The sequence below is a fragment of the Nonomuraea sp. NPDC049624 genome (assembly GCF_040675255.1).
Classification (GTDB): Bacteria; Actinomycetota; Actinomycetes; order Streptosporangiales; family Streptosporangiaceae; genus Nonomuraea.
In genome coordinates, this window is the sequence record NZ_JBFAOR010000002.1 from 595,717 (window position 1) to 618,884 (window position 23,168).

Annotated in this window: 23 protein-coding genes; 6 read left to right on the forward strand and 17 right to left on the reverse strand. The window is 73.3% G+C overall.

The genetic code is table 11. The annotated features are described in order from the left end of the window. Positions 1-36: 36 nt before the first annotated feature. From AB0J76_RS09040 to AB0J76_RS09070, 7 genes are all read right to left on the reverse strand, one after another. Positions 37-1,125, reverse strand: coding sequence for an LLM class flavin-dependent oxidoreductase (locus AB0J76_RS09040; protein WP_352322615.1), 1,089 nt, complete (start codon positions 1,123-1,125; stop codon positions 37-39). Beyond that, positions 1,122-2,156, reverse strand: coding sequence for an LLM class flavin-dependent oxidoreductase (locus AB0J76_RS09045; RefSeq protein WP_352322616.1), 1,035 nt, complete (start codon positions 2,154-2,156; stop codon positions 1,122-1,124). The genes AB0J76_RS09040 and AB0J76_RS09045 overlap by 4 nt, the downstream gene beginning before the upstream one ends. Beyond that, on the reverse strand, positions 2,153-3,322 hold the full coding sequence (locus tag AB0J76_RS09050; protein WP_352322617.1) for an LLM class flavin-dependent oxidoreductase: 1,170 nt from the start codon (positions 3,320-3,322) through the stop codon (positions 2,153-2,155). Before AB0J76_RS09050 ends, AB0J76_RS09045 begins: the two co-directional genes overlap by 4 nt. After that, positions 3,319-4,641 (reverse strand): NtaA/DmoA family FMN-dependent monooxygenase, encoded by a 1,323-nt coding sequence (locus AB0J76_RS09055; protein WP_352322618.1) that lies wholly within the window; start codon positions 4,639-4,641, stop codon positions 3,319-3,321. Before AB0J76_RS09055 ends, AB0J76_RS09050 begins: the two co-directional genes overlap by 4 nt. Then, positions 4,638-5,549 carry a glutathione S-transferase C-terminal domain-containing protein gene (locus AB0J76_RS09060; protein WP_352322619.1) on the reverse strand — a complete coding sequence of 304 codons (912 nt, stop codon included), beginning with the start codon at positions 5,547-5,549 and terminating at the stop codon, positions 4,638-4,640. The genes AB0J76_RS09055 and AB0J76_RS09060 overlap by 4 nt, the downstream gene beginning before the upstream one ends. After that, on the reverse strand, positions 5,546-6,064 hold the full coding sequence (locus AB0J76_RS09065) for a flavin reductase family protein (protein ID WP_352322620.1): 519 nt from the start codon (positions 6,062-6,064) through the stop codon (positions 5,546-5,548). The genes AB0J76_RS09060 and AB0J76_RS09065 overlap by 4 nt, the downstream gene beginning before the upstream one ends. A 351-nt stretch (positions 6,065-6,415) precedes the next feature. After that, positions 6,416-7,756 carry a lanthionine synthetase LanC family protein gene (locus AB0J76_RS09070; RefSeq protein WP_352322621.1) on the reverse strand — a complete coding sequence of 447 codons (1,341 nt, stop codon included), beginning with the start codon at positions 7,754-7,756 and terminating at the stop codon, positions 6,416-6,418. Between the two features lie 111 nt (positions 7,757-7,867). Between AB0J76_RS09070 and AB0J76_RS09075 the strand changes: the two genes are divergently transcribed. Further along, the gene (locus AB0J76_RS09075; RefSeq protein ID WP_352322622.1) at positions 7,868-8,422 is read left to right on the forward strand and encodes a hypothetical protein; all 555 of its coding nucleotides are present in this window, start codon (positions 7,868-7,870) and stop codon (positions 8,420-8,422) included. On the opposite strand, the gene AB0J76_RS09080 is transcribed toward AB0J76_RS09075, so the two are convergent. Further along, on the reverse strand, positions 8,408-9,010 hold the full coding sequence (locus AB0J76_RS09080; protein ID WP_352322623.1) for a TetR/AcrR family transcriptional regulator: 603 nt from the start codon (positions 9,008-9,010) through the stop codon (positions 8,408-8,410). The two genes, AB0J76_RS09075 and AB0J76_RS09080, sit on opposite strands and share 15 nt — an antisense overlap. 67 nt (positions 9,011-9,077) lie before the next feature. On the opposite strand from AB0J76_RS09080, the gene AB0J76_RS09085 reads away from it, so the two are divergent. After that, the gene (locus AB0J76_RS09085; RefSeq protein ID WP_352322624.1) at positions 9,078-10,109 is read left to right on the forward strand and encodes a saccharopine dehydrogenase NADP-binding domain-containing protein; all 1,032 of its coding nucleotides are present in this window, start codon (positions 9,078-9,080) and stop codon (positions 10,107-10,109) included. Continuing rightward, complete coding sequence (locus AB0J76_RS09090) at positions 10,106-10,954, forward strand: NAD(P)H-binding protein (protein ID WP_352322625.1); 849 nt, start codon at positions 10,106-10,108, stop codon at positions 10,952-10,954. The genes AB0J76_RS09085 and AB0J76_RS09090 overlap by 4 nt, the downstream gene beginning before the upstream one ends. Positions 10,955-10,987: 33 nt before the next feature. On the opposite strand, the gene AB0J76_RS09095 is transcribed toward AB0J76_RS09090, so the two are convergent. Then, entirely contained in the window at positions 10,988-11,476 is a 489-nt protein-coding gene (locus AB0J76_RS09095) for a helix-turn-helix domain-containing protein (RefSeq protein WP_352322626.1), read from the reverse strand. Between the two features lie 99 nt (positions 11,477-11,575). On the opposite strand from AB0J76_RS09095, the gene AB0J76_RS09100 reads away from it, so the two are divergent. Then, positions 11,576-12,976, forward strand: coding sequence for an MFS transporter (locus AB0J76_RS09100; protein WP_352322627.1), 1,401 nt, complete (start codon positions 11,576-11,578; stop codon positions 12,974-12,976). On the opposite strand, the gene AB0J76_RS09105 is transcribed toward AB0J76_RS09100, so the two are convergent. From AB0J76_RS09105 to AB0J76_RS09125, 5 genes are all read right to left on the reverse strand, one after another. Further along, positions 12,973-13,296, reverse strand: a complete 324-nt coding sequence (locus AB0J76_RS09105; RefSeq protein ID WP_352322628.1) for a hypothetical protein — start codon at positions 13,294-13,296, stop codon at positions 12,973-12,975. The two genes, AB0J76_RS09100 and AB0J76_RS09105, sit on opposite strands and share 4 nt — an antisense overlap. Next, positions 13,296-13,853 carry a sigma-70 family RNA polymerase sigma factor gene (locus AB0J76_RS09110; protein ID WP_352322629.1) on the reverse strand — a complete coding sequence of 186 codons (558 nt, stop codon included), beginning with the start codon at positions 13,851-13,853 and terminating at the stop codon, positions 13,296-13,298. Before AB0J76_RS09110 ends, AB0J76_RS09105 begins: the two co-directional genes overlap by 1 nt. 57 nt (positions 13,854-13,910) lie before the next feature. Further along, positions 13,911-15,203, reverse strand: coding sequence for an ArsB/NhaD family transporter (locus AB0J76_RS09115; RefSeq protein ID WP_352322630.1), 1,293 nt, complete (start codon positions 15,201-15,203; stop codon positions 13,911-13,913). A gap of 172 nt (positions 15,204-15,375) precedes the next feature. Then, positions 15,376-16,206 (reverse strand): hypothetical protein, encoded by an 831-nt coding sequence (locus AB0J76_RS09120; RefSeq protein WP_352322631.1) that lies wholly within the window; start codon positions 16,204-16,206, stop codon positions 15,376-15,378. A 235-nt stretch (positions 16,207-16,441) separates the two neighbouring features. Continuing rightward, the gene (locus tag AB0J76_RS09125) at positions 16,442-19,180 is read right to left on the reverse strand and encodes an AAA family ATPase (RefSeq protein WP_352322632.1); all 2,739 of its coding nucleotides are present in this window, start codon (positions 19,178-19,180) and stop codon (positions 16,442-16,444) included. 102 nt (positions 19,181-19,282) lie between these two features. Here AB0J76_RS09125 and AB0J76_RS09130 point away from each other — a divergent pair, with 102 nt between their 5' ends. Then, positions 19,283-19,897 carry a LysE family translocator gene (locus AB0J76_RS09130; protein ID WP_352322633.1) on the forward strand — a complete coding sequence of 205 codons (615 nt, stop codon included), beginning with the start codon at positions 19,283-19,285 and terminating at the stop codon, positions 19,895-19,897. A gap of 3 nt (positions 19,898-19,900) precedes the next feature. Further along, entirely contained in the window at positions 19,901-20,440 is a 540-nt protein-coding gene (locus AB0J76_RS09135) for a TetR/AcrR family transcriptional regulator (RefSeq protein ID WP_352322634.1), read from the forward strand. Positions 20,441-20,474: 34 nt separating this feature from the next. On the opposite strand, the gene AB0J76_RS09140 is transcribed toward AB0J76_RS09135, so the two are convergent. The 3 genes from AB0J76_RS09140 to AB0J76_RS09150 are packed head-to-tail and all read right to left on the reverse strand — an operon-like array spanning position 20,475 to position 23,147. Then, entirely contained in the window at positions 20,475-21,671 is a 1,197-nt protein-coding gene (locus tag AB0J76_RS09140) for a hypothetical protein (RefSeq protein ID WP_352322635.1), read from the reverse strand. A 9-nt stretch (positions 21,672-21,680) separates the two neighbouring features. Then, complete coding sequence (locus AB0J76_RS09145) at positions 21,681-22,061, reverse strand: Rid family detoxifying hydrolase (protein WP_352322636.1); 381 nt, start codon at positions 22,059-22,061, stop codon at positions 21,681-21,683. A gap of 9 nt (positions 22,062-22,070) precedes the next feature. Continuing rightward, the gene (locus AB0J76_RS09150; RefSeq protein ID WP_352322637.1) at positions 22,071-23,147 is read right to left on the reverse strand and encodes an alanine racemase; all 1,077 of its coding nucleotides are present in this window, start codon (positions 23,145-23,147) and stop codon (positions 22,071-22,073) included. Positions 23,148-23,168: the final 21 nt, after the last annotated feature.

The following is a 23,168-nucleotide window of genomic DNA, read 5'->3' on the forward strand; positions in this document are numbered from 1 at the left end:
AGCTCACGGGCGCGTCCGCGTCACGGGCCTTCGGGCTTACGGGCGTTGCCAGGCTTCGGCGAGCAGTTCGTAGGAGCGCACGCGGTCGGCGGGGTCGTGGGTGATGGTGGTGACCAGCAGCTCGTCTGCCTCGGTGACCCGGCGCAGCACGCGCAGCCCCTCGGCCACGGCCCGCGGCGTGCCGACGAACCGGGTGTCGATCCGGTCCTTGACCAGCTCGCGGTCGGCCTCGGTCCAGACGTGCCGGGCCGCCTCCTGCGGCGTCGGGTACGGCATCGCGCCCGCCCCCGTCCTGATGCTGCGCACCCACAACCCGTACGGCGAGGCCAGCTCACGCGCCCTGGCCTCGTCCTCGGCCACCACCGCGTCGGCCGACACGATCACGTACGGCTCGGCCAGCTCGTCCGACGGCTTGAACGCCTCGCGGTACGCCTCCACGGCCTCCAGCACACTCGACGGGCTGACGTGGTAGTTGGCCGCGAACGGCAACCCGCGCTCCCCCGCCACCCGGGCGCTCTGCCCGCCGCTGCTGCCCAGGATCCACACCTGGACGTCGGCCCCCTCGCCGGGCGTCACGTGCGCCTCGTGGGTGCCGCCGAGCAGGGCCAGCACCTCGTCGACCTGGTCGGCGAAGTCGGGCGTCACCGCTCCGGGCTGCTGGAGCAGGCTCGCCTGGAAGGCCAGGCGAGGGATCCTGGCCAGCCGCGACCAGTCGAAGGGCGGCGGGATGAGCAGCCCGTCCACCACCCTGGCCTCCTTGCTCGCGGGACGTGCGGGAGCCGGCTCGGCCCCGCGCCGTCCCGAGCGGCCGATGCCCAGATCGAGCCGGCCCGGATGCAGCGCGTCGATGATCCCGAACTCCTCGACCACGGACACCGGCGTCCGGTGGCCGAGCTGCACGGCTCCCGAGCCCACCCTGATCGTCGAGGTGGCCGCCGCCACCAGCCCGATCAGCACGGCGGGGGCCGAGCCGGCCACGCCCGGGGCGAAGTGGTGCTCGGCCAGCCAGTAACGGGCGTAGCCGAGCTCCTCCGCGCGCCGGGCGAGCTCGATCGTGTCGCGTAACGCCTGGCCCGCGGTGCCGCCCGAGCTGATGGGGGCCAGATCGAGAATGGACAGAGTCATAACGCGCTCCCCGGGAACGGACGGCTGGGGATCTCCGCGCGCAGCGCCGGCGCGATCTCGGTCTGGAACAGCTCCAGCGTCTGCCGGTGCTGCCCCGGCGTCAGGCCGTCGGCGTCGGCGGGGATGTGCATGACCTCGTGCCCGAAGCGCTTGTGGTAGCGCAGCACCTTGTCGATGATCTGCTGCGGGCTGCCGACCAGGATCGAGCCGCGTTCGATGGCGTCCTCCAGGGTGGGGAAGACCGGCTCCACGCCGGCCCGCCGGAACGTCTCCAGGCGGGCCTGGTAGATCGGCCGGTACTCGGCCAGCGCCCGTTGCGAGGTGCGGGCCGCGTAGTAGCCCGCGCTGCCCGCCCCGACCAGGGCGTCGGCGGGGTCGTGGCCGTGATGGGCCCAGCGTTCGCGGTAGTGGTCGATCAGCTCGGCGTAGGGCTCGATGGGGTTGGTGACGTTGGCCGAGAACAGCGGGTCGCCGTGGCGGGCGGCCAGCTCGACCGACTCCTTGCTGGTCGCGCTGCCGTGCCAGACCCTGATCGGCTGTTGCAGCGGGCGCGGCCAGGTCTCGGCGCCGGTCAGCGCGGGGCGGAAGCGGCCCTGCCAGGTGACCCGGTCCTCCCGCCACAGGCGGCGGAACAGCTCGTACGCCTCGCGGTTCCGCTCCCACTGGTCCGCGGCGGTGACGTGGAAGAGCCTGGCCTGCGCCGCGCCGTTGCCCTTGCCGACGATCAGTTCGAGCCGGCCGCCGGACAGGTGGTCGAGCGTGGCGTAGTCCTCGTAGGCGCGGACCGGGTCGAGCAGGCTCAGCGTGGTGACCGCGGTGAACAGCCTGATCCTGGACGTCCTGGCGGCGATGTGGCTGAGCACGACCGGGGGCGAGGAGGAGATGAAGGGCCGTTCGTGCCGCTCGCCCACGCCGAAGCCGTCGAAGCCCAGCTCCTCGAAGAGCACGGCGGTCTCGACGACCTCGCGGAACCGTTCCGTGGGTGACCGGCCGTCGCTGTGGACGATCAATGTGATGCCCAGAAATTTCATGACACCTCCGCGTACCTGCTCGCCGGGCGCGGCAGGCCGAGCAGCCCGCGTAACGTCCGGGCCTCGTACCCGCTCCTGAAGGCCCCGCGCCCGCGCAGCTCGGCCGTCAGCTCCCGGCTGATCCGCTCCAGGTCGTACGGCACCGCCCCCGGCCGCAGCCGGAAGCCCTCGATCCCGGCCCGCCGCCACTCCAGCAGCAGGCCGGCCAGCTCCCCCGCGGTCCCGGCGAAGATGGCCGCGTCGGAGGTCAGTTCGGCCCCGTCCAGCTCGTCGAGCCGCGCCTTGCGCCGGGCCGCGTCCGGGCCCAGGAAGACCAGCAGGTCGGCGAAGATCCGCAGGTCGCCGGAGAGTCCCCGGACCTCCTCGACGATCTCCCGCGCGTGCTCGGCCGAGCGCGGCGTGACGAAGACGACGTCGGCCGCGCCCGCCGCGAACTCGTACGGCAGCCGCGCGTGGGCCAGCGCGGCCACCACCGGCTGCCCCTGCGGCGACCTGGGCGTGATGGACGGCCCCCGCACCGAGAAGAACCCGCCCTCGAAGTCGATGTGGTGGAGTTTGCCGCGGTCGACGAACCGGCCGGTGGCCACGTCCCTGATCTCGGCGTCGTCCTCCCAGCTGTCCCAGAGCCGCCGGGCCACCTCCACGGCGTCGGCGGCCTCGGCGAACAGGGCGCGGACGTGCGGGTCGGCCGACAGGTCCACCCCGCCGGGCCGGTTCAGCACAACGTCGAGCGGGGCGAACCGGCGGCGGCCGAAGTGGGCCGCCTCGCTCGCCCGCGCCGAGACCTGCGGCCGCCAGCCCGCCCGGCCGCCGCTGACGTGGTCGAGCGTGGCGATGCCGATGGCCACGTGGAACGGCTCGGTGTGGGTGGTGGTGGCCGTCGGGACCAGGCCGATCCGGGTGGTCAGCGGCGCCAGCCGGGCCGCGAGCAGCACCGCGTCGAACCGGCCGCGCACCTGGTCGGTGCGGTCGTCGGGGCCGTCGGGCCGGGTGGACTGCAGGCCCAGGGCGTCCTCGAAGGTGACGAAGTCGAGCAGCCCGCGCTCGGCCTCGGCGACCAGCCCCGCCCAGTGACCGGCCGAGAAGAGCCGCGCGGCGGGGGCCGCCCGCCAGGCGGCGGGGTGCCAGCCGGCGCCGTCCAGCGCCACGGCCAGGTGCAGCGTCATGACAGCTCCAGGTGCTCGCGCAGGGTGGTCCCGGTGTACTCGGCGCGGAAGACGCCGCGTTCGCGCAGCGCCGGCACCACCCGGTCGACGAACTCGTCCAGGCCGCCGGGGGTCAGGTGCGGGACGAGGATGAAGCCGTCGGCGGCGCCGGCCTGCACGTGCTCGTCCATCTGCCGGGCCACGCCCTCCGGGGTGCCGACGAACGTCTGCCGCCCGGTGACCTCGATCACCAGCTCGCGGATGCTCAGCCCCTTCTCCGCGGCCAGCGCCCGCCATTTGGCCGCCACCGCGGCGCGGTCCTTGATCGGCACCCGTCCCTGGGAGACGCCCTGGGTCAGGTCCGGCTCGACGTCGGGGAACGGTCCATCGGGGTCGAAGGCTGACATGTCGCGCCCCCACACCTGCTCCAGGAACGCGATCGCGGTCTGCGGCCCGACCTGCTGCCGCCGGATCCTGGCCGCGTTCTCGGCGGCCTTCTCGTCGGTGTCGCCCAGCGCGAACGTCACGCCGGGCATGATCTTGAGCTGGTGCGGCTTCCGGCCGTACCGGGCCAGGCGGCCCTTGACGTCGGCGTAGAAGCGCCTGCCGTCCTCCAGCCTGCCGTGCGGGGTGAAGACCACGTCGGCGTGGGCAGCGGCGAACTCGCGGCCGTCGTCCGAGTCGCCGGCCTGGATGATCACCGGGTGGCCCTGCGGGGAGCGCGGCAGCGTGAACCGGCCCTCGACGGTGAAGTGCCTGCCCCGGTGGCTGACCGTGCCGATCGCGCCCTCCCGCAGGAAGCGGCCGGCGTCCTGGTCGGCGAGCACGGCGTCCGGCTGCCAGGAGTCCCACAACTCGCGCGACAGCCGGACGAACTCCTCGGCCCGCCGGTACCGGTCGGCGGGGTCGAGGAAGCCGCCGCGGCGGAAGTTCTCGCCGGTGAAGGCGTCGGAGGTGGTCACCACGTTCCAGGCGGCCCGGCCCTCGCTCAGGTGGTCGAGCGTGGACAGCCGCCTGGCCAGCTCGTACGGCTCGTTGAAGGTGGCGTTGACCGTGCCCGCGAGCCCGAGCCGCGAGGTCACCGCGGCCAGGGCGCTGAGCACGGTCAGCGCCTCGGGCCTGCCGACCACGTCCAGGTCGTGGATGCGGCCCTTGAGCTCGCGCAGCCGCAGCCCCTCGGCCAGGAAGAAGAAGTCGAACGTGCCGCGCTCGGCCGTCCTGGCGAGGTGGACGAACGAGGCGAAGTCGATCTGGCTGCCCGACCGGGGGTCGGCCCACACGGTGGTGTTGTTCACGCCGGGGAAGTGCGCGGCGAGGTGCACCTGCCTCTTGCGCGTCACCGGCCCCGCCCGTGCGGCGTGTCCCAGGCGGCGGGCAGGCCCTCGATGGTCTCGCCGAACGCCGGGCGCTGGTAGAGGTCGCGGGCGTAGCCCCAGAGGTGTTCGAAGTCGGGCAGCTCGCGCTCGCTGATGAGGTGCTCGCGGTTGTGCAGCGCGTCGAACCTGGCCAGCGTCACCCACAGCCGCACGTCCGACTCGGTGATCGTGTCGCCGGTCAGGAAGCGCTGCTCGGCCAGGCGTTCGTCCAGGCGTTCCAGGGCCGCGACGACGCGGTGGCGCTCCTCCTCGCGGGCGGCCTCGGTGCCGGCGGGGGCCACCCGGGTGACGCCGGTGTTGACGTCGTGGTAGATCCACGCGTTCAGCTTGTCGATCTCGGCGCGCAGGTGCTCGGGGTAGAGGTCGACCGAGGTGTCGGCCCACTTCTCGAACTGGGTGGCCAGGTCGATCGTGATGTCGGGGAAGTTGTTGCTGACGATCCTGCGCCGCGCCCTGTCCCAGAGCACGGGCACCGAGATGTGGCCCGGGTAGCCCTTCTCGGTGGCGTCGTAGGCCTGCTCCAGGAAGGCGAACCCGTTGACCGGGTCCGGGCCCCTGCGCTCCCTGAAGGCCCAGCCCCGGCCGTCGCGCTCGTCGTCCACGTACGACAGCGAGACGACGTCCTCCAGGCGCTTGAGCTTGCGGACGATCGCGACGCGCTGGGCGTAGGGGCAGGTCCAGGCGGCATAGACGTGGTAGCGGCCGGGCTCGGCGCGGTAGCCGCTGGTGCCGTCGGCGGTGACGCGGTCCTGGAAGGGGTAGATCGGGCGGTCCCAGCCGGCCGACAGGTGCAGGCGGCCGGGGCCGTAACGGCCGTAGGCGACGCGGTCGAGCGGGCCGGCGTAGACCGGCGTGCCGGTGGTGGCGGTCACAGGTTCTCCTGGTGGGGTAGGAAGCGGCCGAACCGGCCCTGGTGGTAGAGCAGCGGGCGGCCGGCGCTGTGCGTGGCCGCCTCGGCCACCAGGCCGACGACCAGCACGTGGTCGCCGACCTCGACGGTCTCGTACGGCAGGCAGATCAGGTGGGCGGAGACGTCCTGGAGCAGCGGCGCGCCCAGCGGCCCCGCCCGCCACCGCGTGGGCGCGGCGAACCTGTCCACCCCCTTGCGCGCGAACCGCGCCGCCAGCTCGGCCTGGTCGCTGGCCAGGATGTTGACCGCGAAGTGGTCGGCCCCCTGCAGCCACGGCCAGGTGGTGGAGGACTGGTCCACGTAGAACGAGACGAGCGGCGGGTCGAGGCTGACCGAGGAGAACGAGGTGGCGGTGAGCCCCACGGGGATGCCGTCGCTCTGCGCGGTGATCACCACCACTCCGCTGGCGTGCACGGCGAGCGCCTGACGGAACACGTCGGCGCCGACGGCCTGCTGGTCGGGCAGGGTGTCGGTCATGCGCCGGCCTCCGCTCGTGCGTACCGGCGGAGGGGTCTGATTGCGATCACGGAAAGGCTCCTCACGGGAGAGAGGGCGTGCTCACGCCGCTCCCGGCGGCCGGGCCGGGAGCGCCGGGAAGGGGGCACGCAAGGGGTTCGTCAGCGGAGGCGTGGACGGCGTCGGCCACGCTGGAGCGCTCAAAGGAAGGCGGGCGGCTGCTGGTCCGTGATCAACGACACTGGGCGCTGGCGACGTGGCCGAAGTCCACGTGCGGGCGCCTGGTCAGGAGAGTGCCCTGGCTCATGCCAACGACGCTAGGCCGCCGCGAGCCTCAAGTCAATATTCCCTACTGGTTTTAAAGGGAATACCTTATTGGGATGAATCGCGAAGTTTGGCGGGTGGCACCGGGATCGCCGGGAAAGGGTTGTCCGGCAGCAGGATGACCCGGCGCGCCTGCCGGGGCTGCATGGCGGCGTCGAGGTGGAGCAGGGCGGCCCCGATGCCGGCCGCGCCGACCATGTACCCGGTGTCCGCGCTCACCTCGCCCGGCCGCAGCCGCCGGTACGCCTGGTACCAGCGGAACCCCTGGCCGTCGTGGTTGTCGCCGCGCCCGATGAGGTGCCCGGCGAGCACCTGGGCCTGCGCGAGGCGGGTTTCGTCGCCGGTGGCCGCCCACAGGCCGACGAACAGTTCGAGCAGCCCGGCCGCGCCGCAACACTGGCAGGCCACGTTCCAGAAGCCGTCGGTCTGCCGGAGGGGGGCGCCGCTCTCGACGACGCCGTGCGCGAGCCGTTCGACCCAGTCGAGGTGGCCGGGGTCGCCGGTGACCCGGTGCAGCTCGTAGAACATCCGGGCCACGCCCGCCGAGCCCGAGCAGAAGCCCAGGTAGTGCAGCTCGCGCCCCTGCGGCACGTGGTGCGGGACGACGGCGCACCGGCCCGCCACCGCGCTCACCTCGCGCACGAAGCCCGCGCCACGGGCGGCCGCCTCCAGGAAACGCCGCTCGCCCGTGACGCCGTAGAGCCTGGCCAGCAGGAAGGCGGTGCCCGCCGTGCCGGACAGGAAGCCCGGGGTGACGGCGTCGAGGGGCAGGTCGGCGCAGTCGCCGAAACGATGGCCGGGCACGGCGAGCCCGGCGATGCGCTCGCCCGCCGCCACTGCCGTCTCCTCGTAGCCGCGCACGCCGAGCGCGGCGGCGGCCTGGAGCAGCCCCAGGACGATGCCGCCGTCGCCGCGCTGGGCGGGCTCGCGCGTCCAGCCGGGGCCGCCGTCCAGCGGGCGCGCGGCGCGCACGATCGCGTCGGCCACCGCGACGGCCTCCTCCTCGAAGACGCCGTCGCCGAAGGCCCAGCCGGCCTCGATCAGCGCGACGAGCGTGCCGGTCAGGCCGTGGTAGAGGGTCAGGTCGGGGCGTTCGCGCCAGGTGGCGGCCAGGTAGCGGGCGCCTCTGCGGGCATCGTCCAGGTACGCCTCGTGGCCGGTCGCGGCGGCCAGTTCCAGGAAGAACAGCACGATGCCGGCCGCGCCCGCGTACAGGGACGCGGAGTCGCCGGCGGCGGCCGACCTGCCACGGGGGTCGGGGTTGGCACGCCAGTGACGGCCTCTGCCGTCGTCGACGGCGGCGGTGCGGATCCAGCGGCCCGCCATGATCGCGGCGGTCAGCGGAGTCTCGGCGCGCTCACTCGGCGAGCGGGTCCGGTCCAAGCCCATACTCCATTCTCCCACACTTCCGGTAGGAAAATCGGCCTTTCCCTCAAGGGTTCGCCTCCATCATCGCGGGTAACGGAACGGTGACGTCGAGTATCGAACGGGGAGGGCGTCGTGAAGCGTCCCATCATCTGCGCCGCGATCCTGGCCCTGGGCGTCACGGGCTGCACGAACACCGGCTACGACACGGGGCAGCACCTGCCGCAGAACGAGGGCGCGAACGCCGACGCCAAGGGCGTCATGCACGTGCGCAACGCCCACCTGCGGGCCGCCGCCGGCCAGGCGGCCACCCCGGCCTCGCCCGCCGCCGAGCAGAACCTCTACGCCGTGCTGATCAACGACGGCCACAAGCCCGACCAGCTCCAGCGGATCACCGTCGACGGCGGCGGCTCGGTGCAGCTCTCCGGCGCCGCCGCCGACATCCGGCCCGGCCAGCCCGTGGGCGCGGGCGACCAGCCGCTCGGCACGGTCACCGGCGTACGCGGCACCACCGTGCCGATGACCTTCACCTTCCGCGACGCCGGGGCCGTGCGCGTGCTCGTGCCCGTGAAGCAGAACGCGACCCAGTCCCCCGCCCATTCGACCGGCCCCGCGGCCACTCCGGCGGCGCCGGGCCACGCGCCGCCGCACGCCCCCCGTCACCGGACCGGCCACTCAACCGGCCACTGAGGGCCGCAGGGCCGACAGCAGCCGGTCCAGCTCGGCGGCGATCAGCGGCAGGTCGGCGTCCGGGTCGGCGGAGCGGGCCAGCAGCATGCCGCCCTCGCAGACCGCGCCGAACACGAGCTGCGCGCGGGCGGGCACGTTCCCGCCCTCGATCCGCCCGCCGTCGGCGGCCCGGCGCAGGCCGCCGACCAGCACGCGCAGCAGGTGGTCGTACTCGATCGCGCGGGCGGTCTCCCAGCCCAGCACCGAGGGCGCGTCGAGCAGCACGATCTGCCGGAAGCCCGGGTCGAGGCAGTGCTCCAGGAAGGTGCGCAGGCCCCGGCGCAGCGCCGCCAGCGGGTCGTCCTCCTGGGCTCCGGCGTGCTCCAGGGCCGCCGCGACCTCGGCCAGCTCGCCGGTGAACGCCGCCCGGAACAGCGCCGGCTTGCCGCCGAAGTGGTGGTACGCGGCCCCCTTGGTCACCCCCGCGCGGGCGGCGACGGCGTCGATCGAGGTGTCGGCGTAGCCGTTCTCGCCGAACAGCCGGCGCGCGGCGCCCACCAGGCGCGCCGTCGTCTCGTCCGTGCGTTCTGCCTGGGTGCGGCGGCTCATTGACTTCCATACTCCTAGTACGTATGTTCGAATCGCGTACCAGAAGTATGGAACACGGAGGCCCATCATGTCCGCAGAACCCATCGCCGTCTACGGAGCAAGTGGTCATACCGGACGCCTGGTGGCGGCGGAATTACGCGCCCGCGGCCTGGAGGTGATCCTGGCCGGCCGCGACGCCGCCCGGCTCAAGGCCGTCTCCGACGAGCTCGGCGGAGCCCGCGTGCACGAGGCCCCGCTCGACGACACCGACGCCCTGCGGGCCCTCACCGCCGAGGCCGGCGTGCTGGTCCACTGCGCCGGGCCCTTCACCGACACCGGCCGGCCCGTGGCCCGCGCCGCGGCGGCGTCCGGCTGCCACTACGTCGACCACGCCCTTGAGCAGCACCACACCAAATGGATGTTCGACACCATGGCCGAGCCCGCCGCGGCCGCGGGCATCACGATGATCACGGCCATGAGCTTCTACGGCGGCATGGGCGACCTGCTGGCCGCGGCCGTGTCCGCCGGGCTGACCGGCATCGACCGGGTGACCAGCGCGTACGCCGTGTCCGGCTGGCGGCTGACGACCGGCGCGCGCAAGACCGCCGAGCTGCTGTTCGCCGACACCCGCCGCATCACCTTCAGCGACGGCGCCCAGCACATCGGGTACGTCGAGCCGCGCAACGCCGTCTTCCCGTTCCCGCCGCCGCTCGGCCCGCGCACGATGATCGCGCCGATCCCGTCGTCGGAGGTCGTCACCGTGCCCAGGCACGTGCCGGCCCGCTGGGTCGAGGCGCAGCTCACCGCGCACACCTTCGAGGAGGAGGGCGCGTTCACCGGCGAGGCCGCCGACCCGGAGACCAGGGCGGCCTCGGAGTTCACCGTGGCCGTCCAGGTCGTCACCGAGGACGGCGGCGCGGCCGGCCGGATCACCGGCCGCGACCTGTGGCGGCTCAGCGCGCTGGCCTCGGTCGAGGCCGCCGTGCGGCTGGCCGCCGGGCACGGGCCGGGGGCCGGCGTCTTCGCCCCGGCCGAGGCGTTCCCCGCCGAGCCGTTCCTGCGCGACCTCGAAGCGCTCGGACTGCTCCGGCTCACCCTGCCGGGAAGGAGCGGGCGATGATCCTGGTCACGGGCGCGGCCGGCGGCCCCCAGGGCGGCACCGGCAGACAGGTCGCCGAGCAGCTTCTCCAGCGCGACCAGGCCGTGCGCGCCTTCGTGCACTCCGACGACGAGCGCGCCGGCGAGCTGCGCAAGCTCGGCGCGGACGTCGTCGTCGGCGACCTGCGCGAGATCAGGGACGTGCGGCCCGCGATGCGCGGGGTGCGGCGGGCGTACTTCACCTATCCGGTGACGGCCGGGCTGCTCGACGCGACCAGCGCGTTCGCGGCGGCGGCCAGGGAGGAGGGGGTCGAGCGGGTGGTCGAGGTCTCCCAGCTCGACGCCCAGCCCGAGGCCGGCACGCCGCGCATGCGCCGCCACTGGCTGTCGGAGCAGGTCTTCGACTGGGCGGGGGTGGGCGCGGTGCACCTGCGCGCGGCGGTCTTCTTCGAGAACCTGGCCGTCGTGGCGGACGCGTACGGCGAGCTGGCCCTCCCGCTGGGCCCGCCGGACACGCTGATCCCGCTCGTCGCCGCCGCCGACGTGGCGCGGGTGGGCGCGGGCCTGCTGCTGGACCCGGCGCCGGCCGACCCGGTGTGCCTGGTGACGGGCCAGCTGGCGACGGCCGCCGAGGCCGCCGACGCCCTCGGCGTGCGCTACGCGGACCTGCCGCCCGAGGAGTGGGAGCGGCGGGCGCACGACCTGTACCGCGACCCGTACGCCGTCGAGCACCTGACGCACCTGTGGGCGATCTTCCGCTTCATCGGCTCCGGCGACCACCCGCTCTACCGGGTCACCGAGAGCATCGAGCGCGTCGGCGGGCGTCGTCCGGTGACCATCGGCGAGTTCGCCGCCGCCCGGCGCTGATCCCGTCCTGACCGGCCGCCTCCACCGGGCCGGTCAGCGCAGGCCCGCCAGCACGCCGCGGGCGACGGCCTCCCGCCCGGCCTCCTCCTCGGCCGCCGCCGCCTGCTCGGCCGCCACCCGTACGTCGTAGGCTGCGCGGGCCGTGGCGATCTCGCCCTGGTGCTCCTCGGTCCAGGTGACCAGGGCGCGGATGGTGGCGTGCAACGTGCCGCCGAGGGGCGTCAGCGCGTAGTCCACGCGGGGCGGCACGGTCGGATGGACGGTACGGCTCACCAGGCCGTCGCGCTCCAGGTGACGCAGGGTCCTGGTCAGCATGCGCTGGCTCACGCCGTCGATCATGCGGCGCAGCTCGGTGAAGCGCAGGCTGCGCCGGTCGAGCAGCGCGATCACCTGCAGCGACCACTTGTCGGCGATCCGGTCGAGGATCTGCCTGACCTCGCAGTCCTCCCGCTGGTCCCATTGCAGCACGTCGTAGTCGGTATCCCCGCAGTGACCGAGGGACATCGAAGTTCCGTCTTCCATGGCTCCTAATGGTGACCAAAAATGCTGCTGGTTACAAGAAGGAACCGACCATTGTGGAAGGAATGCACCATGTCTCCCTCATCTCCCACGAATGATCGCATGGGGGCACGCGCGTGGAGCGCGCTGTTCGTCCTGGCGGGGGCCGTCTTCCTGGAAGGCATCGACGTGGCCATGCTCAACGTGGCGCTGCCGTCGATCCGGGCCGACCTCGGCCTGTCCACCGGCACGCTCAGCGGCGTGGTCAGCGCGTACGTGCTGGGTTACGGCGGGTTCATGCTGCTGGGCGGCCGGGCCGCCGACCTGCTCGGCCACCGCCGCATGTTCCTGACCTGGCTGACGGTGTTCCTGCTCTTCTCCGGCCTGGGCGGCCTGGCGACCGAAGGGTGGATGTTGCTGGTCGCCCGGTTCGTCACGGGGGTCGCCGCCGCGTTCATGGCGCCCGCCGGGCTGGCGCTGGTCACCGGCACCTTCCCCGAGGGCCCGCAGCGCACCAAGGCGCTCGGCGTGTACGCCGGGACCGCGGCGGGCGGCTTCTCGCTCGGCCTGGTCGCCGGCGGCCTGCTGGCCTCGATCGGCTGGCGCTGGGTGTTCTTCGCCCCCGTGGTGTTGTCGGCGGTGATCCTGCTGGCCGCCGTCCCGCTGGTCAAGGACTCCGGCGAACGGGCGCGGGGCTCGTTCGACCTGGCCGGGGCGCTGACCATCACCGGCTCGATGTTGCTGCTCGTGTACGGCGTGGTCCGCCTGGAGGCGCCCGCGGACGGCTCCGGCGCCACCGTCGCGACGTTCGCCGCCGGGCTGCTGTTGCTCGCCCTGTTCGTGCTGATCGAACGCCGCTCGGCCAACCCGCTGGTCCGGCTGGACATCCTGCGCTCGGGCTCGCTCGTCCGGGCCAACCTGGGCGCGCTGCTGTTCCTGGCCTCGTTCGCCGGGTTCCAGTTCCTGGCCACGCTCTACCTGCAGGAGGTGCGCGGCTGGAGCACCCTGCAGACCGGCCTGGCCATGCTGGTGATCGGCATCGACACGGTCCTGGCCCCCACGCTCACGCCGCGCCTGGTCAACAGGTTCGGCAACGCCCGCGTGCTGTTCGCCGGGATCGTGCTGTCGGCGCTGGCGTACGCGCTGTTCCTGCCGGTCGGCCCGGACTGGACGTACGCCGCCATGCTGCCCACCATGCTCCTGCTCGGCCTGGCCTTCTCGCTGACCTACGGCCCGCTGACCATGGCCGCGACCGAGGGCGTGGCGGAGGACCGGCAGGGCCTGGCCGGCGGCATGCTCTACACGGCGATGCAGTTCGGCACCGCGCTCGGCCTGTCGGCGGTCACCGCCGTGAACGTGGCCGCGCTCGGCGGGGGCGCCGCGCCGACCCTGGACTCGCTGCGGATCGCCCTGGCCGTCCCGGTGGCCGCCGCGGTGGCGGCGGTGCTGGTGACCGCGTTCGGCCTGCGGGCCCGCGCCGCCGCCGCGCCCGTCGAGAGCCCGGTGCCCGAGGCCGTCGGCTAGGACGGGCTCGCTCCCGGCTCCTTCCGCACCCGGGAGAGCTTGTCGGGGTTCGCGACCGTGTAGATGTCGCGCACCTGCGACCCGTCGGAGGTCAGATCGACGACCATGACGGCGAACGGCGCGTTCTCCACGAACACCACCGCCGAGGGGTCCCCGTTGGTCTCCCGGTACTGGATGTCCAGCCCGTCCATCGGCTGGGCGGTGCGCGCGACGAGCAGCCGGGCCACCTTGTCGCGGCCCCGGACCGGACGCGGCCCGCCCACCGCGGACTTGCCGCCGCCGTCGGCCCACAGGGTCACCTCCGGCGCCAGCAGCTCCATCAGCGCGTCGAGGTCGCCGCCACGAACCGCTCGGTCACCTCCTGCTGGACGTGCGCGTCCACCCGGTAACGCGGGCGCCGGGCCTGGACGTGCTCCCGGGCCCGGTGCGCGAGCTGGCGTACGGCGGCGGCGCTGCGGCCGAGCATGCCGGCGATCTCGGTGTGCTGGAAGGCGAACACCTCGTGCAGGACGAACACGGCCCGCTCCAGCGGGGTCAGCGTCTCCAGCACCACCAGCAGGGCCAGCGACACCGACTCGCCCCGCACCACGTCCTCCGCCCCGTCGGCCGGCCCGTCAGCCGCGGTGACCAGCGGTTCGGGCAGCCACGGCCCGACGTAGGTCTCGCGGCGGCGGCGCAGCGCCGACTGGTGGGCGAGCGCCTGGTTGACGGCGATGCGCACCAGGTAGGCGCGCGGGTTGCCGATCTCGTCCGGGTTCCGCGACGACCAGGCCAGCCAGGTGTCCTGGAGCACGTCCTCGGTGTCGGAGACGCTGCCGAGCATGTTGTAGACGATGGAGAACAGCAGCTCCCTGTGGCCGCCGAAAACGTCCGTCATTCCAGGCATCATGTCCTTTGAGAGCCTTCGTGGCCCCCGGGTGTGACATGAGCTGCGTCACACCAGGTAACGCAGCCACAGGTACGGCGTCGCCAGCGCGACCGTCGTCGCGGTGACGATCAGACCGTACTTCGTGAACTGCCAGAAGCTGATCGGGGTGCCGTTGCGGGCGGCGATGCCGAGGATGACCACGTTCGCCGCCGCGCCCACGGCGGTGGCGTTGCCGCCCAGGTCGGCGCCGAGCGCCAGGGCCCACCACAACACCTGCGCCGGGCCCTCGCCGCCGTTGGCCTGGACGAGGTCGGCGACGATCGGGCTCATGGTGGCCACGTACGGGATGTTGTCGACGATGGCGGAAAGGCCCGCCGAGGCCCACAGCAGGACCATCGTGGTCAGCCCGAGCCGGCCGTGCGTGGCCTGCGCGGCGGCCTGGGAGACCTGGGCGATGACCCCGGTCTCCACCAGCGCCCCGACCATGACGAACAGCCCCGCGAAGAACACCAGTGTGGGCCACTCGACCTCGGCGATCGCCTCCTCGGTGGTCACCTTGGTGAGCGCCACCAGCACGCCCGCGCCGAGCAGCGCCACCACCGACGGCTCGTAGTGCAGCACGGGATGCAGCACGAACGCCGCCATCACCACCGCGAGCACGGTCAGCGACTGCCACAGCAGCCTGCGGTCGGCGATGGCCTCGCGCTCGTCGAGCGTCATGACCTCGGCCGCCAGCTCGGGGTCGTAGCGGAACGACCGGCGGAACATCACCCGGCACAGCCCGATGAACACCACGAGCAGCACCACGATCAGCGGCGCGAGGTGCGCGAGGAAGTCGTTGAAGGTCAGCCCGCCGCGGCTGGCGATGATGATGTTGGGCGGATCGCCGACCAGGGTGGCGGTGCCGCCGATGTTGGAGGCCATCGCCTCGGCGATGAGGAACGGCGCCACCGGCAGCGCCAGCCGCTCGCAGACCAGGAACGTCACCGGCGCGATCAGCAGCACGGTGGTCACGTTGTCCAGCAGCGCCGACGCGCCCGCGGTGATCAGGATCAGCAGCACCATGAGCCGGAACGGGCGCCCCCTGGCCCGTTTGGCGGCCCAGATGGCCAGGAACTCGAAGACGCCTGTCTGTTTCAGCACGCCGACGATGACCATCATGCCGAGCAGCAGGAAGATGACGTTCCAGTCGATGCCGGTGTGCTCGTCGAAGAAGGCCGCGCCGCCGTCGGTGGCGTGCAGCACCAGCATGATCCCCGCGCCGCCGAGCGCAGCGGCGACCCGGTGCACCTTCTCGGTGGCGATCAGCGTGTACGAGACGAGGAAGACGGCGACCGCCAGCCACGCGGTGACGGTCACGGCGGACCACCCGGGAAAGCCTTCAAGGAGAACTCCGAGATCGACGACAGAATCGCCGACCAGACTTCCCGGCACACCTCAGGACAACCTACCAACAGGCGCGGCCGGACGGGACCGGCGGACTGGCCGCCCGTACGGGGCCAGGCGCCGGTCGCGCCCGGTGGGTGGCTGGTCAGCCGACGGTGAACTGCCCCTTGAAGTCCGCGTGCAGCACGCTGCCGGACGAGCCCGACACGCACGTGCCCGAACCGCCGAGCAGGTAGGTGTCGAACCGGCCGGTGAACGCCTTGCCCCTGAACGGCCCGGACTGGATCGTCCCCGACACCTTGGCCGTGTCGCGCACGATCTCGACGATGCGCGCGCCGGCCTTGCTGGTCTGCCTGGTGCCGTTGACGGTCCAGTCGATGGTGACCGTGCCGGTGCCCGCGGGCGCGGCGCTCCCGGCGGCGGCGGCGCGGTCGCGGATGACGCCGTCGGACTGCCCCCAGCGCTCCCGGTCGTAGACCACGCGGTCGGCCAGGTTGCGGCCGTCGCGGTCGTGGATGACGCGGTCGGCCAGGTTGCGCTCGTCCTGGTCGTGGACGATGCGATCGGCCAGGCTGCGGCCCTCGCGGTTGTAGACGATGCGGTTGGGCAGGCTGCGGCCGTCGGCGTCGCGGTCGGTGAACACCCGGTCGAAGGCGTCGCCGTCGCCGGACAGGCGCCCCCTGGTGCTGGTCGTGGTACGTCCGCCGCAGGTCGGGGTCACGCCGTTGAAGCTGGCTCTGAGCCGGGCCGCCGTGACGCCCGTGCCGCCGTGGTCGACGCAGTTCCACGGCTCCCGGCGGCTGACGGAACGTTCCAGGCGCAGCAGCCGCTGCGCCCCGGGCAGGTACTGTGCCTGACCGGACACGGTGCAGGAGATCACGGCCGCGGCGTGCGCGGCCCCCGGGACGACGGCCGGAGCCAGGACGGTCAGCCCGGCCGCGGCCAGGGCGGGCAGTGACGTGGCGAGAGTAGGCATGAGACTGCTCCTTTTCGAGGCAGGACGGGTCGGCGCAGCGGGCCGACCTGTCACGACAGGACGGGTCGACGCGAGCCGCCGGCCGGGCCCGCCATCGCTCTCCGGTGTGAGAGGTCCCGATCTCGGACGCTACGAGGCGAACCGCAAACATCGCCCCAAATGGCCGCCCGTGGCGTCCCAGATGTACGGACTCACCCCTGCCTGTCCGCCTCGGCCCCTCCGGCAGCGCAGGCGGTCACAGGAGGTCGTGCGCGCGGGCGGCGGCGGCCGCCTGGGTACGGGTGGAGACCTCCAGCTTGGCCAGGATGTTGGAGACGTGTACGCTCACCGTCTTCTGCGCGATGAACAGCCGCCCGGCGATCTCCTTGTTGGTCAGCCCCTCGGCGACCAGCCGCAACACCTCGACCTCGCGCGCGGTGAGCCCGCCCTCGGCCTGCCCGCCGCCGAACCGGGCCCGCCTGCCGAACTCCAGCAGCGCGGCCTCCAGCGGCGCGGCCCGCAGCCGGCCGGCCGCCTCCTTGGCCAGGGACCACTCCTGCTGCGCCGCCTCCCGCTCGCCCGCCGCGAGCAGCGCCTCGGCCAGCCGCCAGCGCGCCCTGGCCACCTCGTAGACGAAGCCGAAGTCGAAGGCCGCGACCACCTTGCGCCACAGCGCGACGTCGAGCCGCCCGTGGAGGCGGTGCCAGTCGGCCTCCACGCGCAGCGCCCACGCCTGCCCCTCGGGGCCGAGGTGGCCGCCGTCGCCGGTCGGCCCTCTCGTCGCGGCGAACCGGGCGCGGGCCAGCAGGTCGTCGGCCCCCTCCGTGGTGCCCAGCTCGGCCATCGCCCACAGGCTGACGGCGGCCAGCCGCAGCGTGCCGGACTCGCCCTCGTCGAGCGTGGCCATGGCCGCGTGGGCGTGGTCGAGCGCGGCGGCCGGGTCGCCGTTCCACAGGGCGTGCTCGGCGGCCATGCCCCGCGACATGTACGTGGCCAGCGGGTCGTGCCAGAACGGGCGCAGCCACCCCAGCCGCGCCTCGACCGCGGGCAGCCCCCGCCCCACCTCGATGAACAGGGCGAAGGACGACAGGATGGCCTCCGACAACGTGCCCACCCGCGCGCCGAACCCGGCGGCCACCGCCTCCGCGGCGTCCCACTCGCCGGCGACGTAGTGGATGAGCAGGCGCAGGAAGCGCAGGTCGGTGCCGTAGGTGCTCCAGTTGAGGCCGGTGTGGACGGCCAGCTTGATGCCGTCGTCGGCGACCTCGGCGGCCTGGGCCAGCAGGCCCTGCTCGTAGAGGATGCGGGCGTGGTGGAAGCGGGCCCGCAGGTCCATCGCCAGGTCGCCGGTCTCCCGGGCGGAGGCGCTCTCGACCAGCGAGTGGGCGCGGGCGACGTCGCCCCGCAGCTCGACGTAGCTGGCCAGCGTGAGCAGCGCGCCCACCTCGGCGTCGGCGGCGCCGCAGGCGCGGGCCGTCTCCAGGGCGCGCGCGGTCAGCGGCTCGACCTCGCGGTGGCGCGGCGTCCACAGCAGCGTGCGGGCCTGCGTGGCGAGGGCACGGGCGAGGCTCGGCTCGTCTTCGGCGCTCTCCACCGCCCGCTCGGCCGCCGCGATCGCGCCGGGCGGGTCGTTGGTCTCGTAGAGGTAGTACGCCAGCCGCTCCTCGACCTCGGAGGTCGAGGGCAGCGCGCGCAGCCGGTGGATCGCCCGGTGGTTGTCGCCGCTGTCGGCCGCCGCGACGGCGCTGCGGAAGGCCAGCGCGACCCGGCTCTCGCCGGCCAGCCCGGCGGCGCCCTCGACGCGGTCCCACAGGCCGAGCGCCTGGTCGTAGTGGTTGTGCGCCTCGGCGGGCGCGCCCAGCTGCTCGGCCTCGCGGCCCGCCTGCGCCGAGGCGGCGAGCGCCCCGGCCAGGTCGTGGCTGGCGAGGTGGTGGTGGGCCAGCTCGGCGGGCGAGGTGAGCAGCCGGGCGAAGTCGGCGTGGAGCCGCGTGCGCTCGCCGGGCAGCAGGTCGGTGTAGACGGCCTCCTGCAGCAGGGCGTGGCGGAAGGCGTAGCCATGGCCGTGCACCTTGAGCAGGCCGCGCGAGACGATCTCCCTGACCGCCTCCTCGAACTCGGCCAGCGGCAGCCCCGCCACCTCGCGCAGCAGGTCGTCCTCCACCCGGCGGCCGGCCACCGCGGCGGCGCGCAGCACCCGCTGCCCGGCCTCGGACAGCACCTCGACCCGCGACAGCAGCAGGCTGGCCAGCCCGTCGGGCAGGCTGTCGCCCTCGGACATGGCGGCGAACAGCTCTTCGGCGTAGAACGGGTTGCCCTCGGCGCGCGAGACGATGAGCCCGAGTTCCTGCGCGCCGACCTGCCCCAGAGTGGTGACATAGTCCGACATTTCGCCGGATTCCAGCGGGCCGAGCTCCACGTTCGTCACCGACGGCAGCCGCTTCAGCTCGGCCAGCACCGCGCGCAGCGGATGGCGGCGGTGGAGGTCGTCGGTGCGGTAGGTGCCGGCCACGCAGACGCGCTCGCTCTGGAGCATGCGGCTGAGGAAGACCAGCAGGTCGCGGGTGGAACGGTCGGCCCAGTGGAGGTCTTCGATCACGAACAGCACCGGCTGGACGTCGGCCAGCAGCCCGAGCAGCGACCCGAACAGCCGCTGCTGGGTGAGCCCGGCCGACGGCGCCCCGCTCTCCCGGCCCGGCAGGAGCTGGCCCAGCATGGGATGGGCGGCGACGGCCTCGCGCACGCCGGGCTCGGCCCCGCGCAGCGCGTCGGCCAGCGGCAGGTAGGGCAGCGCGTCGCCCAGTTCGGCGCACTGGCCGACCATGACGTGGAAGCCGCGCTCGCGGGCCTCGGCGACCAGCTCACCGGCCAGGCGGGTCTTGCCGATCCCGGCGTCGCCGCCGACGAGCGCGACCCCGGCCGTGCCCTCGGCCGCGGACTCCAGCACACGCACGAGCTTGGACAGCTCGGCCGAGCGCCCGACGAGAAGACCGTTCACGCCAGCAAGTGTGCCACGCGCCTGTGACATTCCATTGGTCCGCCCGGCCGCCCCGGAATTGGCCCTCATCGTGCTGCCGGGCCCCCTCTACGCTGCTCTTTCGTGATCTCCTTGACGACTTTCGTGCTCTTCACGACGGCCTCGCTCGCCCTGGTGCTCGTCCCCGGCCCCAACCACCTCTACATCGCCGCCAGGGGCCTGGCCCAGGGCAGGGCCGCCGGGCTGGCCAGCGCGCTCGGCGTGGAGACCGGGACGCTGGTGCACATCGCCGCCGCCGCGGCCGGGCTCTCGTACGTGATCTCGCGGTCGGCGACGCTGTTCGCGGTCGTCAAGTGGGCCGGCGTGGCCTACCTCGTCTACCTCGGCGTGCGCGCCTTCACCGCCAAGCAGGCGCGGGCCGGGACGCCGCCCGTGCAGCCGCTGTCCAAGGTGTTCCTGGAAGGGGTCCTGGTCAACGTGCTCAACCCCAAGGTGGCGCTGTTCTTCGTGGCGTTCCTGCCGCACTTCGTGGACCCCGGCGCCGGCTCGCCGGCGTTGCAGATCGTCGTGTTCGGCCTGACGCTGCTGCTCCTGGGGTTCGTATCCGACGTCGTGTACGCCCTCACCGCCGGCACCCTCGGCACCCGCCTGACCAGGGGCGCCAAGGCCCTGCGGTACGTCAGCGGCGTCGTCTACCTGGGGCTCGGCGTGGCCATGGCGTTCGCCGGGAGAAAATGACCTATGGCGCCGAGGAAGCAGCAGGAGATCTTCGACGCGACGTTGTGGATGGTCGCGGAGAAGGGCTACGACGGGCTGACCGTCGAGGGGGTCGCCGAGCGCTCGGGGGTCAACAAGACGACGATCTACCGGTGGTGGCCGTCCAAGGCGGCGTTGCTGGGGGCCGCGCTGGTCGAGTCCGGCGTGCTGGCGTTCGAGCCGCCGGACACCGGGTCGTTCCGCGGCGACCTGGTGGCGCTGGTCGAGCAGATCGGGCGGCTGCTCACCGAGCCGCCCGGCAGCGACATCGCGGTCGCGGCGCTGGCCGCCGCCGTGCGCCATCCCGAGCTCGACGCCGGCCGGTTCTTCGCCGACCGGTTCGCGCGGGAACGCGTGGTGTTCGAACGCGCGGTGCGGCGGGGTGAGCTGAGCGCGTCGGCCGACCCGTTGCTGATCATGGATCTGCTGGGCGGGGCCGTGTGGATGCGCACGGTCTTCCGCGGCCTGCCGCTGCCCGGCGGCTTCGCCGAGAAGGCCGTCTCGGCCCTGCTCGACACCTTGTGAGCGGCTGCGCCCGGGGTGAGCGGGGCCGGGCGGGTCAGCCGGCGGCGGCCAGGGCGGCCGGGATGCGGTCGAGCACCGGGTGCGGCACCAGACCGTAGGCGTAGAAGTCGACCGCCAGCGCGCCCGCCGCCTTCGCGCCCCTGGCCTTGGCCACCAGGCGGTCGGTCGAGTCGCTGTCGGGGTAGCCGGGCCGCAGCACCGCCCGCACCTCGCGGTCCTTGCCCACCGACCGCAGGTAGGCGCCCACGTCGTCGGCCACCCGCGCCGCGTCCCGCGCGTACGCCAGCACGCCGAAGGCGGGCACCAGGTCGCCCAGCGCCACCAGGTCCACGCCGAGCTGCCAGGCGTCGTGGGCGGCCAGGCCCGGCGTCGGCAGGCCGTCCCGGTAGCCCTTCACCGCTCCGGTCGAGTCGATGAAGACCAGCCTGGAGCCCTCTTCCGCGACCGCCGACGACACCTCGGAGACCAGCGTGGTGACGGTCTCCGAGCGCGCCCGCGCGTACGCCACCACCTCGGGCCCGGCGTAGGCGGTGAGCGCCGCCCTGGTCACCTCGCCCTGCGCGGCCGGGTCGCCGTCGAAGACGCCGCCCACGATCCGCGCGCACTCCTCCCGCGCCACCTCGGCGTTCACGCCCAGGTCGGTGGCCCGGCGCATGCAGTAGTCGCAGAAGCAGAGCCCGAACAGGAACGTGTCCATGGGGCCGAGCTGCACGAAGGAGCGCTGCGGCTCGACCGGCGTGAAGTGCAGCGCCTCGGCGACCACGCTCTCGACGCCCAGCCGGGCCACCGCCCTGGCCAGCGCGACGGAGTATTCGCGCACGTCGGGATGGGCCGGGCACAGGTCGACGAGCGAGCCGCGGTCGCCGAAGCAGTCGCGCACGGTCACGTCGGGGTGCTCGTTGCCGAGCGTGGCGTTGCGCAGGAAGACCGTCCAGCCGTGGAGCTTCAGGCCGCGCCCGGCGCACGCCTCGCGCAGCCCGTCGAGGGCGTGGACGTGGCCGGGCACGGGAGCGAGCCGGAGCCCGTCGAACAGCTCGGCCGGCGGGGTGAAGTGCACGCCGTCGTGCCTGACGGTCAGCCGGGACAGTCCGTGCGGGGTGACGTCGCGCGCGCCGTGGTGGACGGCGCCGACCGTGACCCCGCCCACGCCGTACGCGCTGATCCTGTCGAGCACCCGCTCGACGCCCTCACCGTGCAGGTCCTCGGCGAAGACGTATACCGAACTGTCCACGTGCAGACCTTACGCGCTCTTGTGCGCGACGAAGTCGATCTCCACCAGGATGTTCATGAGCTGCGAGCCCACCGTCGTCCGCACCGGGTACGGCTGGGTGAAGTACGACTTGTACACCTCGTTGTAGGCGGCGAAGTCCTCCTTCACGTTCTGGAGGTGGACCGTCGACTTGACGACGTCGTCGAAGCCCAGGCCGTGGGCGGCGAGGATGGCCCCGAGGTTCTTCATCACCTGGTGGGTCTGGGTGGCCACGTCGTCGCCGACGATCTCGCCGGTGTGCGGGTCGAGCGGGCCCATGCCGGAGGTGAAGACGAAGTCGCCCACCACGAGCCCCTGGGAGTACGCCCCGACCGGCGCGGCGCCCTCGGTGGTCTTGAGCTCTTTCTTCACGGAATCTCCCTAGAAATCGGTGTGAATCGTGCCGACGACACGGTAATCCCGGTCCACCAACGGCAGCACGCGCCACTTGTCGAACGCGGTGCACGGATGTGAGATCCCGAAGGCCAGCAGGTCGCCCGGCTTGAGCCCGTCGGCCCGGACGACGGTGTGCTGGTCCTGCATCTTCGTGACCGTGACGCCGCTGCGGCGCGGCACCGGCAGGCCCTCGTCGTAGGGCGCGTCGCGCTTGCCCATGCCCACGATCGCGAGGCCCGGCTCCGGCGTGGACAACACGTGCGCCCACACCTCGAGAGCCGGCCGCAGCTCGCCCGCCATCCGGTTGAACGGCGTGCGCTCCCGGTAGTAGCCGTCGTCGTGGGTGACGTACGCGCCGCTGCGCAGCAGGATCCTGGCGTGCGTGGTGACCAGCTCGCGGCCGATCACGTCGAACCACTGGCTGCCGCCGATCGTCAGGATCGGGTTGCGCACGCGGACGTGCTCGACGGCCTCCTGCAGCCCGCCCAGGTACCGCCGCACCTCGTCGGCGCTCTTCAGCGCCCCTTCGTACCCGGCGACGCCGGCCAGCTCGACGCCGGGCGTCTCCTGCGCGTACGCGGCCACCTTCAGCAGCTCGTCGAGCGTGCGGCAGCCGGCTCGTCCGCCTTCGTGCCCGAGCTCCACCAGCACCCGGAACGGCCGGGTCGAGGCGTGCCGGGCCAGGATGTCCACCCCGGCCTCGGAGTCGACGAAGCTGAGGAAGACGAAGGCGGGGTCGCGGTCGAGCTCTCCGGCGGCCCAGGTCAGCCCGGCGGTGTCGACGACCTGGTTGGCCACCATGATCCGGTCGCCGCCGTAGCCGCGGGCGATCCTGGCCTGCCGGGTCGTGGCGACCGTCAGCCCCCAGGCGCCCGCTTCGAGCTGCATCGCGGAGATCTCTGGCGACATGTGCGTCTTGACGTGCGGGGCCAGCTCCATGCCGTGGTCGCGGGCGAAGGCCGCCATCGTGGCCACGTTGTGCTCCAGCGCGTCGCGGTGCACGATCATCAGCGGAAAGCCGAGCTCGCCGTCGAGGACGGACTGCCCAAGGATCACCTGCACGACACCCCCTTTTATCCGCGT